11 protein-coding genes and 1 pseudogene are annotated in these 15,988 nt (G+C 53.4%); all 12 read left to right on the top strand.

Annotated features, from left to right (window positions below):
• Nucleotides 1–85 precede the first annotated feature (85 nt).
• The 12 genes and pseudogenes from GF1_RS10545 to GF1_RS10485 all read left to right on the top strand — a co-directional run bounded on the left by GF1_RS10545 (nucleotide 86) and on the right by GF1_RS10485 (nucleotide 15,052).
• Entirely contained in the window at nucleotides 86–1,237 is a 1,152-nt protein-coding gene (locus tag GF1_RS10545; RefSeq protein WP_267926515.1) for a glycosyltransferase, read from the top strand.
• The gene (locus GF1_RS10540; RefSeq protein ID WP_267926514.1) at nucleotides 1,234–2,379 is read left to right on the top strand and encodes a glycosyltransferase family 4 protein; all 1,146 of its coding nucleotides are present in this window, start codon (nucleotides 1,234–1,236) and stop codon (nucleotides 2,377–2,379) included. The genes GF1_RS10545 and GF1_RS10540 overlap by 4 nt, the downstream gene beginning before the upstream one ends.
• Complete coding sequence (locus GF1_RS10535; RefSeq protein ID WP_267926513.1) at nucleotides 2,376–3,089, top strand: sulfotransferase family 2 domain-containing protein; 714 nt, start codon at nucleotides 2,376–2,378, stop codon at nucleotides 3,087–3,089. Before GF1_RS10540 ends, GF1_RS10535 begins: the two co-directional genes overlap by 4 nt.
• Nucleotides 3,090–3,119: 30 nt before the next feature.
• Nucleotides 3,120–4,253: a glycosyltransferase family 4 protein gene (locus GF1_RS10530; protein WP_267926512.1), complete on the top strand. Its 1,134-nt coding sequence runs from the start codon at nucleotides 3,120–3,122 to the stop codon at nucleotides 4,251–4,253.
• 349 nt (nucleotides 4,254–4,602) lie between these two features.
• Nucleotides 4,603–6,954, top strand: coding sequence for a tetratricopeptide repeat protein (locus tag GF1_RS10525; protein ID WP_267926511.1), 2,352 nt, complete (start codon nucleotides 4,603–4,605; stop codon nucleotides 6,952–6,954).
• A 4-nt stretch (nucleotides 6,955–6,958) separates the two neighbouring features.
• Nucleotides 6,959–7,291, top strand: a complete 333-nt coding sequence (locus tag GF1_RS10520; RefSeq protein WP_267926510.1) for a J domain-containing protein — start codon at nucleotides 6,959–6,961, stop codon at nucleotides 7,289–7,291.
• A gap of 18 nt (nucleotides 7,292–7,309) precedes the next feature.
• Nucleotides 7,310–7,960 carry a nucleotide exchange factor GrpE gene (locus GF1_RS10515; RefSeq protein ID WP_267926509.1) on the top strand — a complete coding sequence of 217 codons (651 nt, stop codon included), beginning with the start codon at nucleotides 7,310–7,312 and terminating at the stop codon, nucleotides 7,958–7,960.
• Nucleotides 7,961–9,723: pseudogene (locus GF1_RS10510) on the top strand (Hsp70 family protein). It abuts the gene before it with no gap.
• A 3-nt stretch (nucleotides 9,724–9,726) separates the two neighbouring features.
• Nucleotides 9,727–10,050, top strand: coding sequence for a hypothetical protein (locus tag GF1_RS10500; RefSeq protein ID WP_267926506.1), 324 nt, complete (start codon nucleotides 9,727–9,729; stop codon nucleotides 10,048–10,050).
• Nucleotides 10,047–11,597 (top strand): ATP-binding protein, encoded by a 1,551-nt coding sequence (locus tag GF1_RS10495; RefSeq protein ID WP_267926505.1) that lies wholly within the window; start codon nucleotides 10,047–10,049, stop codon nucleotides 11,595–11,597. The genes GF1_RS10500 and GF1_RS10495 overlap by 4 nt, the downstream gene beginning before the upstream one ends.
• Before the next feature lie 73 nt (nucleotides 11,598–11,670).
• Nucleotides 11,671–13,218 carry an ATP-binding protein gene (locus tag GF1_RS10490; protein WP_267926504.1) on the top strand — a complete coding sequence of 516 codons (1,548 nt, stop codon included), beginning with the start codon at nucleotides 11,671–11,673 and terminating at the stop codon, nucleotides 13,216–13,218.
• A 463-nt stretch (nucleotides 13,219–13,681) separates the two neighbouring features.
• Nucleotides 13,682–15,052 carry an ATP-binding protein gene (locus GF1_RS10485; RefSeq protein ID WP_267926503.1) on the top strand — a complete coding sequence of 457 codons (1,371 nt, stop codon included), beginning with the start codon at nucleotides 13,682–13,684 and terminating at the stop codon, nucleotides 15,050–15,052.
• Nucleotides 15,053–15,988: the final 936 nt, after the last annotated feature.

The raw sequence follows: 15,988 nt of genomic DNA, 5'->3' as shown, positions 1-15,988 counted from the left end.
TCGTCTCAGGTGCCCCGGATTTGTGCAGTCGTGTCTGACCGCTATAGCCTCCCTATGCGGGCTGGCGCGACCGTGCAAAGATGGGGTGCCTGTGGCGACTTGCGATATAGCTCTCTATCTGCCTTCCCTGAGCGGGGGCGGAGCAGAGCGGGTCATGGTGACCCTGGCAAACGGGTTCGCGGGCAGGGGAATCGGAGTGGACCTGGTATTGGCCCGGGCCGAAGGGCCATACCTGGATGAAATCTCACCCGATGTCCGGGTTATCGACCTGAAAGCATCCCGCGTTGTCACCAGTCTGCCGGCCCTGGTGCGATATCTTCGCCGTGAACAGCCAGGGGCCATGCTGGCCACCATGGCTCATGCCAATATCATTGCCATCTGGGCCCGGAAATTTGCGCGAATCGCTCCTGGATTGCTGGCTGTGCGGGAGGCCAACACCATGGGAATCAGTGCTGAAAACACGAGGCAGTTACGCGGCAGGCTCCTGCCTCTGGCTACCCGTTTTTTTTATCCCCGGGCAGACGCGGTTATTGCAAATTCCAGGGGCTCTGCCGAGGACTTGAGTCGGCATGCAGGTATTGCGCCGGCAAAATTGCACGTCGTCTTCAACCCGCTTGATCTGCAGACCATTTCTGCCAGGGCGAAAGAAAAAAATGATCATCCCTGGTTCCGGGAGCCAGGGCCCCCGGTTATTCTCGGCACTGGCAGGTTGACCGAGCAAAAGGATTTCCAGACCCTGGTCCGGGCATTTGCGCTGGCAAGGGCCAGGCTCGAGGCAAGGCTGGTAATACTTGGCGAAGGAGAGGACAGGCAGAAGCTGGAAAAATTGATCACCAGCATGAACCTGGAAAACGATATATCACTGCCAGGGTTTGTCAGTAATCCCTACCCGTTCATGAAGCATGCCTCGCTCTTTGTTCTGTCTTCCCGCTGGGAAGGGCTTCCCAATGCCCTTCTCGAGGCCATCGCCCTGGGCACCCCGGTAGTTGCCACCAGTTGTCCCAGCGGCCCTGCGGAAATCCTTGAAAATGGCAGATACGGGCATCTGGTCCCTGTCGGCGATCCTGAAGCCCTGGCCCGGGCCATGGTGGAAACGATTGAAAATCCTCCGGACCCCTCTCTGTTGCGGAAACGGGCGGAAGACTTTTCCTCAGCCAGGATAATTGACCAGTACCTGGAGATTTTGCTTGGGGAAAGTTGCCGGCCGCATGGTCAGCAGACAGGTTGTTTAAAATGAAAAAAAATCCTCTCAGAATTGTTCATATCATAACAGGGTTGGACACCGGCGGTGCGGAGATGATGCTTTGCGAGCTTCTGTCCGCCATGGACAGGACTGTTTTCAGTTCGGAAGTCATTTCACTCATGGATACAGGGCCCATCGGCGAGAGAATAATGCAATCCGGCATACCTGTGCAGGCCCTTGGCATGCGGCCGGGGGTTCCGGACCCGGTTGCCATTTTCTCTCTTGCCCGCAGGCTCCGCCGCGCCGCGCCGGACCTGGTCCAGACCTGGATGTACCACGCGGACCTTATCGGTGGGCTTGCGGCAAAGATGGCGGGCAATCTTCCGGTGGCCTGGGGCATTCATAACAGTGATCTCGATCCCCAGGAAACCAAAAGGTCCACCATCTGGACAGCCCGGGCCTGTGCGGGCCTGTCCCGGTGGTTACCCCGGAAAATCATCTGCTGTGCCGAGGTAGCGCGGAAGATACACGTCGGGATCGGCTATGATGGTTCCAGGATGGTGGTCATTCCAAACGGATTTGATACCGACAGGTTCCGGCCCGATGCGCGAAAACGTGCTCTGGTACGACGAGAACTGGGCATTCATGATCAGGCCCTGCTCGTTGGCATGGTAGGGCGGTTCCATCCGCAGAAGGACCACCGAAATTTCATAAAAGCGGCTACGCTGCTGCACAAAAGATTTCCGGATGTGCAATTCCTGCTCTGCGGAGAGGGTCTTTCCTGGGAGAACCGTGCATTATCGGAATGGATCGATGGTGCCGGGTTGCGAAACCGCTTTCATCTGCCAGGCAGGCGCAATGACATACCAGCCATCATGGCGGCCCTCGATGTCTATTCTTCGTCTTCTTCTTATGGCGAGGCCTTTCCCATGGTCATCGGTGAGGCCATGGCCTGTGGCGTGGTGTGCGTGGTGACGGATGTGGGCGATTCAGGACTGATTGTCGGCGATACAGGAGCTGTTGTCGAGCCACGAAACGCAACAGCCCTGGCTGACGGGATAGAGCGATTTCTGAAGATGCCTGCGCAGGAAAGAAAGGAGCTTGGCTTAAGAGGCCGGGCGCGGATACGGGAAAATTTCAGACTGGATGTGATCGCCGGCTCATACGCAGATTTGTATAGACAGTTGTGTGCATGAGTGGCACCACCGGTAAGGGACCGGATATGATTTCACATAAATATAAATGTATCTTTATACACATACCGAAATGTGCGGGTACAAGCATAGAAGATGCCCTGGGTCATTTTGATGGCTATGAGGGGAGAGATATGCAGGATCACAGAAGTATCAGAATGATTGAGCCTCTCTCTCTTGATCTGGCATTGTTTTTGTCGAAAGACAATGTCATGGAGCTCGCAAAAAGAATATATATAGCTCGTTTTCATAAAAATACAAATACAAATAACAAGATTACAGTTAATAGATCACAGTATAGTTCCTATTTTAAATTTACTTTTGTCCGTAATCCATGGGCAAGGATTTACTCTATGTATAGAAATATTATGAATGATGAAATTCATATGCATAATTATGGTGTTGATAAAAACTGTACATTTAATCAGTTTATAAGTAAATGGGCCGGCAAAAGGATGCTTAGGAGCCAGGTTCATTATCTGAAAAATTTTAAAGGAGAAATCCCTCTTGATTTTATAGGTCGTTTTGAAAATCTTGATGAAGATTTCAAGTATGTATGCCGAAAGATAGGCGCTTGTAATATCTCCTTACCGCATAAAAATAAAGGTTCAGGCGGAGGGTATCGTGCACATTATGATGAGGTGTCAGAAAATATTGTCGCGAACGTTTACAGGGAAGAGATAGAGCTGTTCGGTTATTCTTTTCATTCCTGATCGAACGATATCTTTATCGATGTATTAAAAATGTCAAAAATCTTATTTCTCGTGTCCGAAGACTGGTTCTTCTGTTCCCACTGGGTGCCGATGGCCCTGGCTGCTCTCGAGTCTGGTTTCGAAGTGACTCTGGTTACCCGGCTGTCTGGTAAGAAAAGGCAAATTGAATCGATGGGGGTTAAGGTTATTCCTATCGATATAGACAGGAGTAACCTCAACCCCTTGAAAGAACTCGGCGCCATCACCAGGCTCGTTCGGGTTTTCAGAAAGGAGCAACCGGATATTGTCCATTTGATTTCCCTGAAACTTGTCATGCTTGGCTGGTTCGCTTCCCTGTTTGCAGGTACAAAAAATATTGTGGCAGCCCTTACCGGTATGGGCTTTCTGTTCTCTGCCGAAAACCGTGGCGGATTTATCAGGTGGATGTTCAAGCGGCTTATAGTTGTTATAGCCGCTCGTGGCAGGATACTTGTCGAAAATCCCGATGATCGGAACCTGCTTCAGAAAGCGGGCGTACCTCCGGAACGCATCTGCCTGATCCGGGGAGCAGGAGTTGACCTGGCCCGGTTCTGTCCCGGCCCCGAACCAGAGGGCGTTCCCGTGGTTATGCTGGCGGCGCGTCTCCTCCGGGAGAAAGGTGTGGAAGAATTTGTCGAAGCAGCCCGTTTGCTTGAAGACCAGGGAGTGGCGGCACGGTTTGTCCTGGTTGGCGATCCGGACCCGGCCAACCCGGGGAGCGTATCGAACACAGATATTACGGCATGGACAGAACAGGGAATAATCGAGTGGTGGGGAAAGAGCAATAACATGCCTGAAACCCTTGTCAGGGCCAGTATCGTTTGCCTGCCTTCCTACCGCGAGGGGTTGCCCAAGGTGCTCCTGGAGGCCATGGCCTGCGGCAGACCATGTGTCGCCACCGATGTCCCCGGCTGCCGGGAGGCCGTTAAAGATGGTGAAAACGGTTTCCTGGTACCGGTCCGTGACCCGGAAAGCCTGGCTGAAGCATTGAAACAGCTTATAGACGATGCAGCCCTGCGTCAGAAAATGGGCCGCCGGGGTCGGGAGATGGCGGAAAAGAGTTTTTCCCAGGAAAGGGTCGCTGCACAGGTAACAACCATTTACCGACAACTGCTGGGCCGGCAGGCTGTTACAGAACAGACCTGAGACAGGGAAGCCGGAATTCCGCCGCATCATTCCCTTCCTCGTGGATAACAGCCGAGACAACCATTATGTTTGACAGGTATAATCTTTGTCAGGCATACCGAATATCCAGGTTTGCTAAAATCGACCTTTCCGGGCTTTGTCGAGAAAAAATGAGCCGCAGAGTATTTTTCAGAATGTTATAATGTTGTTCCGGCGCACAGCCGCCGGGGCCTGGGCCGTCGAATCTGACGAAAAAAATTTACGAAGGATACCCGATGGTTCCCTGCCATATCACGGAATTTTGCTTGCCCATGAATCGCTGGTAATCCAGTAACCTGTTACGATCTCGAGTGTTGAGGAATACGTGCGGATGAGTAGAAAGAAAAAGAGAAAGAAAAAAAAACAGGGTTCCACGATCGGAAAATTATCCCCGGATGAATTGAAAAGACGAGGTCAGGGTTACCTGGAGTCCGGCAAGTTCCGGCAGGCCATAGAGTTTTTCCGGCAGGCCCTGAAGAAAGAGCGGCAGCACAAGGACCAGGATGAGTTGCGGAGATTGCTTGCCAGGGCGTATCACGGCAGGATAGAAGAATTTTCTGCTGATCGGATGTACAAGGAGGCCCTGGCGCTGCTGGAAAACATGGAAAGTTTCTGTGGACGGGATGCTGCGGTCAAGACCCGTCTTCTTCTCGATATCAGAAGCGGCCGGTACGCTCAGGCTGCCAGGCTTTTTGCAACGCTTGACGAAAATAAGCTGGAGGCGGGCCAGCGGCAGCGCCTGGAGGAACTGTTTGGGGCCTTGCTGCTTTTCAGCGGTCAACTCGGTGAAGATGATTTTGCCGCCGGTTCTCCTGTGCTGCGCCATTATCCCGAGGCGAAAAAAGCGGTTGCCGCCTACCTGGCCGGCCAGGCGGATATTCTGCACACAGCGCTCAGGAAAATACCTTTCCGCTCTCCCTACCGCGACCTGCGCCTCCTGTTGAGCGGATGTATCCGGTGGCATGACAATCAGGATGAAGCCTTCAGGATCCTTCGCCGAATCAGGCAGGACTCTCCCTATTATCCCTATGTTGCAGGTCTTTTGTCCCGGTATGACGATCCTGTTGAATTTTTTAAGGAATTTGCCCGGGCCGACAGCCGGCAGAAAGAACAACTTGCCAACAGGTATGGGCTGCAAAAGCACCAGCAACATTTTTTCGAGCAGTTGGCAAAACCGGATATTGCCCCTTACCCGCTGTATCAGCTTGTGAAGAAGCACAAGGCATTGTTTACTCCGGCAGAGCACCGTCAAGTGCTGCTTGCGCTTGCACCCTTTTGCCATTCCAGGGCTGTCTCTCTTGTCGATAATTTTCCCGGGCTTGATTTGCTGGAGAAAGTGCGCCTGCTTGCCTTGGCGGCAGAAATTGAACTGCTGCCGGATATAGCCTGTGAATACTGGTATGATTACCTCGGGCAGCTGGACAGGCATGGTGTTGAGGTCGATCCCCTGGTCAGGGCCCTCGTGTTGAGGCACCTGGCGCAATTGCTTGAAAAGATAGGGGAGCCGGAAGATCAGTATGTCAGGCTCGACATGTTGCGGAAAAGTCTCGAATATGACCCGGCAGACCATGAGACATGGATAGAGGCCTATCGCCTGGCCTACCGGATTGGTGAGGAAAAAAAAGGGTATCGAATTATCAATGATGCTGTTGAACAATTACCGGACAATGTGCCCATTCTTCTTGAGGCAATGCGCCGTGCCGGGCAGAGAAATGCGCACAGGAAGGCAGCCCGTCTGGCGGCCAGGGTCCTGAAAATCGATCCGATCAATACCGATGCCATGGATTTCATGGCTCAATCGCACCTGGCCCATGCCCGGAAACTGGCCGGAAAGAAAAAATTTGACCTTGCTGACAGGGAATTGGATGCCATCACATTCCGGGTCAGATCTATCCGTCTCAAGGGACGGAACCTGATCTGCCGGGGAATGCTGCTCCTGTTGCAAAAGGACAGAAAGGGCCTGGACCTGATCGAGCAGGGGCGGCAGGAAAATCCTTCCATGCTGTTGTCCCATGTGCTGGTATCGCTGGAAGGCCGCCTCATGGGAGTCCCTGTCAAGTACCGGCGTGACTTTGACCGTGCTCTGCGGCAGGCGGCAAAGAATGCGGTCGACACCGGGGAATTTCTCAGGCTTATGAAATGGATAGTCTCGTCTCCTGCCGATGAATGGCAGGCTCTCCGGGATGTCGTGGCCACTTTGAAAAAATATGTTTCCACATGTGCCGGTATGGACTGGCAGCGGGATGAAGGCCGGATGATCGGCAAGGCCCTTGACATGGCCGGACTCCATGTGGCCCTTGCGCGGTTCGGCAGGGGTATGCGCAAGCGTTATCCCGATGCTCCGGAGTGGAGGGCCTATGAGCTGATCGGGTTGGTTCAGGGCGGAAATCGTCGAAAACTGCAGTCCTTGACACTGGATGATATCGATGAACTCTTTGAACAGCTTTTCCACGCCGGACAACATGAACTCATTCAAAGGGTGAGTGATCTTCTGCCGGAGCAGGTTGCATGGAATCTGTTTGCACAAGACGATGAACTGTTTCCGTATGACGAAATGATTGAGGAGGACGAAAACGAAGTATTTCCTCTGCCCTGGTCGGCCGTGACCGAGGATGTCGATGACGATGAACCGCACGAAAAGCCGCAGTGGCACCAGATGAACCTGTTCGACGATCTGGAGTGATGACATGCAGACTCCCTTTGATATTCTTGGCATACCTGAAGACTCTGACGATGGTACTGTTAAAAAGGCCTATCTCGCCAAGGTGCGTTCCTGTCCCCCTGAACGGTTTCCCCGGGAGTTTGAAAGAATACGCCGGGCCTATGAACTGATCAGGGATGAAAAGGCAAGGGTCAGGTACAGGCTGTTTCACCTGGAGAGACCGAGGCCGGAAGATATCGCAGGGCTGATTCTCAAGAAGCAAGTGCGGCAGGCCGAGTACTCGTCCGAAGAGATTGAAAAGGGCATGGCTGCCGGCCTGGAAACCTTTTGCCGGTTTTTCCGGCTCGACGCGTATTAGGGAAAGAAGACAGATAATATGGACGAGAACCTGAAGGAGGAACTGGTTGAACGGTTCCGCGATTACCTGGAAACAGGATATGAGCCTGAACCGGCTCAGGAGCCGGTGGATATGTATGCATTGTTCACCGAACTCTCGGGCCTTAAAAACGAGGTGCGGATCGAATCGCGCCAGGTCAGAACAGCCCTGGATGAGTTTCGCCAGGCGTTTATGGCCATGGACGGGGCAAACCAGGACCTGCGGGACATGATGCAGCGCCTGGGCAGACAGAAGGAAGAGCGGAAAACCGGCGAAACACAGTCTGTTCCTGTCCATGGCCTGATGGATCTCTACGACAGAATCCGTTCCGCCATGGAGCAGGCCCCTCCGGAACCCGGCTTTTTCGAACGTCTGTCCGGCGACGGTCGGCAGCGCCGGTGGATTCAGGCCCAGGTACAGGGACAGGAGATGCTGGCCGAACGGGTGCTTGCCCTGCTGAAACAATGCGGGGTGGACGTTTTGCCTGTCGGGGAAACCTTTACACCGGCCACCATGCATGCGGTCGGGTTCAGTACAGATCACTCCCTGCCGGATGGACATGTGCTGCGCGAGGTACGTAAGGGATTCATGCAGGGGGATCGGCTGCTGCGGCCAGCGGAGGTGATCGTCAACAAACATCGGGAGCGTTAGGTGAAACAGAGTGAGATTATAGTCGGTATTGACCTGGGCACCACCAATTCGGAAGTGGCGGTCTATGAAAACGGTTCCGTAACCGTTATCGAGGGCGAAGATGGCAAAATTCTTCCGTCCTATGTCGGCCTGGACGATACAGGGGAGCTGCTTGTCGGTGTTGCGGCCCGGAACCAGTATGTTGTGTATCCCGAGCGGACCGTGAAATCTGTGAAGAGGATGATGGGTACACCGGAAAATATCCGCCTCGGAGACAGGGATTACACGCCCCAGGAAATCTCGGCCATGATTTTGCGGAAACTGAAAAATTCCGCTGAAAAATATCTTGGCCGGCCAGTGAAAAAAGCCGTTATCACCGTGCCCGCCTTTTTTTCGGATATTCAGCGGCAGGCGACCAGGGAGGCGGGAGAGATTGCCGGGCTGGAAGTCGTCAAGATGATCAATGAGCCGACCGCCGCGACCCTGGTGTACGAATCCAGCAACAAGAGCAACAAAAAGGTTCTGGTGTACGATCTGGGCGGCGGCACATTCGATGTCTCCGTTGTCATGATCGAGGATGACGTGATCGAGGTTGTGGCCAGTCACGGCAACAACGCCCTGGGCGGTGATGATTTTGACGCCCTTCTGGAAAAGGTGCTCAGGGAGAGGGTCGCTGAAGAAACAGGGATCCAGGAGCTTGACATACAGGCGCTGGCCAGGATCCGGCGGGCGGCGGAAGATGCCAAGAAACAGCTCTCTTTCAAGCCGTTTGCCAAAGTCGAGGAGGAATATCTGCTGCAGGTCGATGGCGCCCCCTATCATCTGAATATGGAACTTGCCCGGCACGATTATGAAGAGATGATAACTCCTCTTGTGGAGGAAACCATGGATGGTGTGCACGTGGTGCTCAGGGATGCGGATATGGTGATGGCCGATATCGACGAGGTGCTTCTCGTCGGTGGCTCCACCCGGACCCCGCTGGTTCAGGAGCGGTTGGAAAAGGAGTTCGGTTTTGCTCCCCGCCACGAACTGGACCCGGAACTGTGCGTGTCCTGCGGCGCTGCACTGCAGGGCGCCATGATCGGCGGCCTGGAGGTCAGGGCCATCCTGGTGGACATCACGCCGTATACTTTCGGTACAAGCGCCATCGGGGAAGTGGATGGGGCTTTTTCCCTGACAGCATTTGTGCCCCTGATCAAAAAGAATACCCCCATACCGGTTACCCGGAGCGAGGTATTTTTTACTGCTGTTGACGGTCAGAAGGAGGTTGAAGTCAAGGTCTACCAGGGAGAGGCAGCCGATGCCCTTGACAATATTGAAGTCGGCAGATTCAGGGTTACCGGCCTGCAACCCCTGCCGGCGGCAATGAAATCATCGTGACCTTTTCCCTGGATATCAACGGTATCTTGCAGGTCAGCGCCATGGAAAAGGCAACAGGACTGGAAAAATCCATTATTATTGAAAACGCGCTGTCCGACAGAAACGATCAGTCCCTTGCCAGAGCCAGGGCAAAGGTTTTCAGTCTGTTTGGCGACCAGGAAAAGGACGACGTCCTGCCGGAAAACGAATCAGGAACCGGTGAGGTTGACGAAAAGTTAAACAGAGAAGCACAGTCCCTGCTGGAAAAGGCTCGTGGTCTGCTCGATACGACAGGAGAAGAGGATCGCGAAGATCTGGTCAACCTGATAGAGGATGTCAGCAAGGCGCTGGATGCCGGGGATGCCGATGCCGCCCGGGAGGCCATGGAAGAGCTTTCCGAGATTATTTTTTATCTGGAGTCGTAGAACATGCAGCGATGTCCCCATTGCCGGGCCCGCTATAACGGAACTGCCCGGTGCAGGCGTTGCGGAGCCGGACTGGAAAAACTGCTGGAGATAGAGCGGCAGGCAGAGCAACTGGCCCGACAGGCGGTGGCCTGCCTTGGTGCCGGCGATATTGCCGGCGCATCCTCCTGTGCCAGGATCGCGATGCGGCTGCATGCAACCCCGTTCAATCGGGCCCTGGTCGGATTCATCGGCTCCCTTGCGGGTCACCCGGACACAATTGGGGGCCCGGAAATCGAGACAATGTGTTTGCATGGCCAGCTTGATGCCGTGGAACGAGAAAAATGATGAAAAAACTGCCCATAGGAATTCAGACATTCGCCAAGTTGCGCGATCCGGAAGAGAATTATGTCTATGTGGACAAGACCGAGATTTTGCTGCAGTTGGTCGAGAGCGGGGAGTATTTTTTCCTGAGCCGTCCCCGCCGTTTTGGCAAGAGTGTCATGCTCAGCACGCTTTACGAGCTTTTTTCCGGCAACCGCGACCTTTTCAATGGTCTTTACATTGAAGACAAATGGGACTGGGAGCGAAAATTCCCGGTCATCCGCATAAGCTTTGGCGGCGGTGAGTTCCGCACCGAGGAGAAGTTCGACGCTGTTATTTACCATAATCTCAAACATAATCAGCAGTGGCTTGCCATTTCCTGTGATGATCCTCTCGATGACCCCGGGTACTGCTTTGCCGAACTGATCCGCAACGCCGCCTCCCGGTACAAGGAAAAGGTGGTCATCCTCATCGACGAATACGACAAGCCTATCCTGGACCATATCACCGACAGGGAGCTGGCCCGGTTCAACCGCGACAAGCTCAAAGGGTTTTACTCCATCATGAAAGACCTGGATGAGTATATCCGCTTTGTGATGATAACCGGGGTGTCGAAATTTGCCAAAATGAACCTTTTCAGCGGCCTCAACAACCTTGATGATATCACCATCGATGAGCGTTTTGCCACCATCTGCGGCTATACCCACCAGGAAGTGGAGCTGTCCTTTGCCGAGCGGTTGCAGGGCGTGGATATGGATAAGCTCAGGCAGTGGTACAACGGCTACAACTACTTTGGCGATCCGCTCTACAACCCGTTTGATATACTGCTTTTTCTCTCAAAGAACAGGGAGTATCGCCCCTACTGGTGGAGCACCGGCAACCCCAGCTTTTTGATCGACCTCCTGAACGAGCAACGTCGCTATCTGCCTGAGCTTGAAAACTGCGTGGTTGACGACATCATCCTTGACTCCTTTGATGTGGACCATATCGACATTGTCGCCCTGCTCTGGCAGACCGGCTACCTGACCTTTGCGGAAAAGATAGATAAATTTGATTCTGTTGTTTATAAACTGAAGGTGCCGAACAAAGAGATACAAATGTCTCTCAACGCGTTGTTCATAGATTATTTTACAGATCAGCGCAGCGAGAAACTGGAATTGCGCTCCAATCTCTATGACGCCCTGCAGGCAGGCGACCTGGAAACATTTCACAATACCCTCCACGCCCTGTTCGCCGGCATCCCGTACCAGAACTATGCCAATAAAATCATAGAAAAATATGAAGGTTACTACGCCTCTGTGATCTACGCCTACCTCGCTTCCCTGGGCCTGCCCCTTGTGGCGGAGGATGTCTCAAGCAAGGGCAGGGTCGATATGAGCATTATCCTGCCGCAGGCTGTCTATGTGATAGAGTTCAAGGTGGATAATGCGCCTGGCTCGGCCCTGGAGCAGATAAAGGAGAAGGGGTATCACAGGAAATACATGGCTGATGATCGAACGGTCTATATCATTGGCATCGGCTTTGATTCAAACAAAAAAAACATCACTGAATTCGAGTGGGAGAAGGTGTGAAGGGCGTGAAAAAAACAGCGCCGGGTTGCAACCAGAGCTAGTTGCCTGACCGTAAGGCGCCAGGACCATGAATATGAAAAAACTGCCCATAGGAATTCAGACATTCGCCAAGTTGCGCGATCCGGAAGAGAATTATGTCTATGTGGACAAGACCGAGATTTTGCTGCAGTTGGTCGAGAGCGGGGAGTATTTTTTCCTGAGCCGTCCCCGCCGTTTTGGCAAGAGTGTCATGCTCAGCACGCTTTACGAGCTTTTTTCCGGCAACCGCGACCTTTTCAATGGTCTTTACATTGAAGACAAATGGGACTGGGAGCGAAAATTCCCGGTCATCCGCATAAGCTTTGGCAGCGGTGAGTTCCGCACCGAGGAGAAGTTCGACGCTGTTATTTACCATAATCTCAAACATAATCAGCAGTGGCTTGCCATTTCCTGTGATGATCCTCTCGATGATCCCGGATTCTGCTTTGCCGAACTGATCCGCAACGCCGCCTCCCGGTACAAGGAAAAGGTGGTCATCCTCATCGACGAATACGACAAGCCCATCCTGGACCATATCACCGACAGGGAGCTGGCCCGGTCCAACCGCGACAAGCTCAAAGGGTTTTACTCCATCATGAAGGACCTGGATGAGTATATCCGCTTTGTGATGATAACCGGGGTGTCGAAATTTGCCAAAATGAACCTTTTCAGCGGCCTCAACAACCTTGATGATATCACCATCGATGAGCGTTTTGCCACCATCTGCGGCTATACCCACCAGGAAGTGGAGCGGTCCTTTGCCGAGCGGTTGCAGGGCGTGGATATGGACAAACTCAGGGAGTGGTACAACGGCTACAACTACTTTGGCGATCCGCTCTACAACCCGTTTGATATACTGCTTTTTCTCTCAAAGAACAGGGAGTATCGCCCCTACTGGTGGAGCACCGGCAACCCCAGCTTCCTCATAGATCTCCTGAACGAGCAGCGGCGTTATCTGCCTGAGCTTGAAAACTGCGTGGTTGACGACATCATCCTTGACACCTTTGATGTGGACCACATTGACCTTGTGGCGCTGCTCTGGCAGACCGGATACTTGACATTTGCCGAGAAATTCACCCGCCGGGACAGACTCTTTTACCGACTCAAAGTCCCCAACAAGGAGATTCAGCTCTCTCTGAACGAACTGTTGGTTGATTATCTCACCAATCAGCGCCAGGATAAAATACCCCTGCAGGACAGCCTCTATGACGCTCTGCAGGCAGGCGACCTGGAAACATTCCACAAGACCCTCCACGCCCTGTTCGCCGGCATCCCGTACCAGAACTATGCCAATAAAATCATAGAAAGATATGAAGGTTACTACGCCTCTGTGATCTACGCCTACCTTGCCTCCCTGGGCCTGCCCCTCGTGGCTGAGGATGTGTCAAGCAAGGGCAGGGTGGATATGAGCATCATCCTGCCGCAGGCCGTCTATGTGATAGAGTTCAAGGTGGATAATGCGCCTGGCTCGGCCCTGGAGCAGATAAAGGAGAAGGGGTATCACAGGAAATATCTTGCTGATGATCGAACGGTCTATATCATTGGCATCGGCTTTGACTCAAATAAAAAAAACATCACTGAATTTGAGTGGGAGACGGTGTGAAAGGAGCGAAAGATAAGCTATCGGCCCAACCGGGACGGCAACCCAAGGTTGAGCTGGCAGAAGGAATCAGGAACCAGTGTTGCTTCTCACATCAACTGGCTCTGATTTTTCTGAGAATGCGGCAGAATATTGCTGACCGGTGCCACCGGATTTGCCGGCCTGGCGGTCATGAGGCGACTGCAGGCGCGGTGTTTTCAGGCCTTGCAGTAGATCGCTTGTGAAATATGCGGGTTAACTGGTGCTGCAGCCTCCCCATCTGGCTTGTCCCTTCCTTGTGGATAATGGCCAAAACGAACATTATGTTTGACAGGTATAATGTTTGACAGGTATAATGAGTGCGGTCAGTCTTGACTGGTGCCTGTCCATAAAGGATCTTTTCGGAGTCTCGCAGGCTTGCTTACCTGCCCGATTTCTGTGTCGCTACGAAAAATAAAAATGTTTGCAGTTAACGGGGAGGGAGTCGATGCGGTTGCAATTTTTAAACAGGGCAAGGGAAGTTGCCAGACTTGGCCGGGCCTTGAATGCTGCCGACCCGGCGCTGATCGTTGTTTATGGCCGCCGTCGCTGCGGCAAATCGAGATTGCTGCAGCATATAGCCCGGAAACAGGATATCTATTATCTGGCGGATCAGCAGGAAGCCCCTTTACAGATAAAGGGCCTTGCCGCTGAAATCGGCAGACACGTACCGGGCTTTGATCAGGTTGCCTATCCATCCTGGGAGGTCCTGTTCAATGCGCTTTACAACCAGGCCCGTCATGATATTGCCCTTATTCTTGATGAGTTTCCATACCTGGTGCAAAAATCGCCGGAATTGCCCAGTATTCTCCAGCGTCATATCGATACGCAAAAAAATACCATTCATCTGATTATCTGTGGCTCTTCGCAGCGCATGATGCAGGGGCTTGTTCTTGACAGTACAGCTCCCCTGTACGGGAGAGCCGCCGAAATAATAAAGCTCCGTCCGTTGGAGCCGGGGTGGCTTGCGGATGCTCTTGAATGTGATGCGGTCCAGACAGTTGAAGCGTATTCCATCTGGGGAGGGGTGCCGCGTTACTGGGAACTGGCAAAGCAATACTCAAGCACGGAAACAGCCTGCAAAGAACTGGTGCTGGACAGGGACGGCATCCTTCATGAAGAGCCCATGCGCCTGCTGCTTGATGACATGCGGGGAGCCAGCCAGCCCCACTCTCTGCTTGGTCTGATCGCAGGCGGCGCCCACAGGTTATCGGAAATTGCCGGCAGGCTTGGCAAACCGTCAACAAGCCTGACCAGGCCGCTCGCCAACCTGATACAGCTTGGCTACATAAAAAAAGAGGTTCCCTTTGGTGAAAATATCCGTTCGGGAAAGAAAACCCTTTACAGACTGGCAGATCCTTTTTTGCAGTTCTGGTACCGAATTGTCATGCCCAATCAGTCCCTGCTGGAACAGGACCTCATTGATGCAGTTTATGCCGCCTCGCAACAGACGCTGACCATGCAGGTTGCCGATGTCTGGGAAGAGTTGGCCCGCTGGTCAGTGCCAAGGCTGGCAATCGCCGGGCAGCGCTGGAAACCGGCTGCCCGCTGGTGGGGAAAAGGGCTAAACGGCAACCAGATGGAAATCGACCTGGTGGCCGAATCCCTGGATGGATGCTCGCTCCTTTTTGGAGAGGCAAAATGGGAAAAAAAGACAGATGTCCGCCAAACCCTGCACAGGCTGACCAACTCTGCTGAAAATTTCCCCAAAATAGGCAAACGGAAAATTGTCCTGGCCCTCTGGTGTAAAAATCCGGCAGAATCCCCGGAAGACACAGCTGTCTTCAATGCGGCCGATGTAATGGCGGTCTTGAGGTAAAAGGGCTTCTTGACTACATGCTGGCCGCAAAACCCATCATCCACGCCCCCACGACATCGACGCCCTCAGTGGCGCCGGCCTGAGCTGCCCTGGAGAGAATCCGGAGAACCTGAGCCAGGCGATAATCTCATTAAAATCTCACACGGCAGAGGAACGGACCGAAATAGGCGAAAAGGGATACCGCTGGACCAGGGCCAATCGTGATTATCGCTTGCACGCCAAAGATTTTCTCGATGCAGTATCACAATGAGGCCCCCTCTGCAACCAGTCTCCCACCACTGAAATCCCTCCCAAACCCTGACTAACGCATTGAATTTACTCTTGACGTTCATCCCGCCTCCCTGTAATCATAATGCGCTCCTTCAATACAGGAAGACATTGGGTTTACCCGATACTTTCGTACCTGAGGTTACCCCTCGTTCAACCGCTCCGCGGTGACGCCCGACTTCCCAGGTCTGCCTGAAGCGCATGCGGTACGCATACCGCCTGGCGGTAACGCCTCCAAGCCCTGAACGCTTCTGATCACGCGGATGGTTCTGTGGTTGGCGGTTGTACGCCTCGTTCCTCCGCTCTGCGGTGAACGACCGACAACCCCTATCTGCCATGACCGAATGTGACTCACATACCGCTCTGCGGTATAACACCTTGAACCAATACACACACTCATGGCCCTAACGTACGATGCCACTACCTGACGATCAAACAACCATGGTCACCTCCCGTACCCCAGGCTCCCGCACATCCCCCTCGTTCCTCCGCTCCGCGGTGAACGACCGATTGCCCTTATCTGCCATGAGCACCTGCGGTCCGCATACCGCTCCGCGGTATACCACCCCAACCTCCAACACAGCCTCATGGTCCAAGGACACAACGCCACTACCTGACGATCAAACAGCCATGGCCACCTCCCGTACCCCAGGCTCCCCCACATCCCCT

This window comes from Desulfolithobacter dissulfuricans (assembly GCF_025998535.1).
GTDB classification, from domain to species: Bacteria; Desulfobacterota; Desulfobulbia; order Desulfobulbales; family Desulfobulbaceae; genus Desulfolithobacter; species Desulfolithobacter dissulfuricans.
This window is presented reverse-complemented; position numbering and strand designations above follow the sequence as displayed.

Coding starts and splice junctions, on each gene's coding strand:
- GF1_RS10525 (WP_267926511.1), top strand. CDS start 4,603: ATGAGTAGAAAGAAAAAGAGAAAGAAAAAAAAACAGGGTTCCACGATC.
- GF1_RS10485 (WP_267926503.1), top strand. CDS start 13,682: ATGCGGTTGCAATTTTTAAACAGGGCAAGGGAAGTTGCCAGACTTGGC.
- GF1_RS10500 (WP_267926506.1), top strand. CDS start 9,727: ATGCAGCGATGTCCCCATTGCCGGGCCCGCTATAACGGAACTGCCCGG.
- GF1_RS10495 (WP_267926505.1), top strand. CDS start 10,047: ATGATGAAAAAACTGCCCATAGGAATTCAGACATTCGCCAAGTTGCGC.
- GF1_RS10490 (WP_267926504.1), top strand. CDS start 11,671: ATGAAAAAACTGCCCATAGGAATTCAGACATTCGCCAAGTTGCGCGAT.
- GF1_RS10515 (WP_267926509.1), top strand. CDS start 7,310: ATGGACGAGAACCTGAAGGAGGAACTGGTTGAACGGTTCCGCGATTAC.
- GF1_RS10520 (WP_267926510.1), top strand. CDS start 6,959: ATGCAGACTCCCTTTGATATTCTTGGCATACCTGAAGACTCTGACGAT.
- GF1_RS10530 (WP_267926512.1), top strand. CDS start 3,120: ATGTCAAAAATCTTATTTCTCGTGTCCGAAGACTGGTTCTTCTGTTCC.
- GF1_RS10535 (WP_267926513.1), top strand. CDS start 2,376: ATGAGTGGCACCACCGGTAAGGGACCGGATATGATTTCACATAAATAT.
- GF1_RS10540 (WP_267926514.1), top strand. CDS start 1,234: ATGAAAAAAAATCCTCTCAGAATTGTTCATATCATAACAGGGTTGGAC.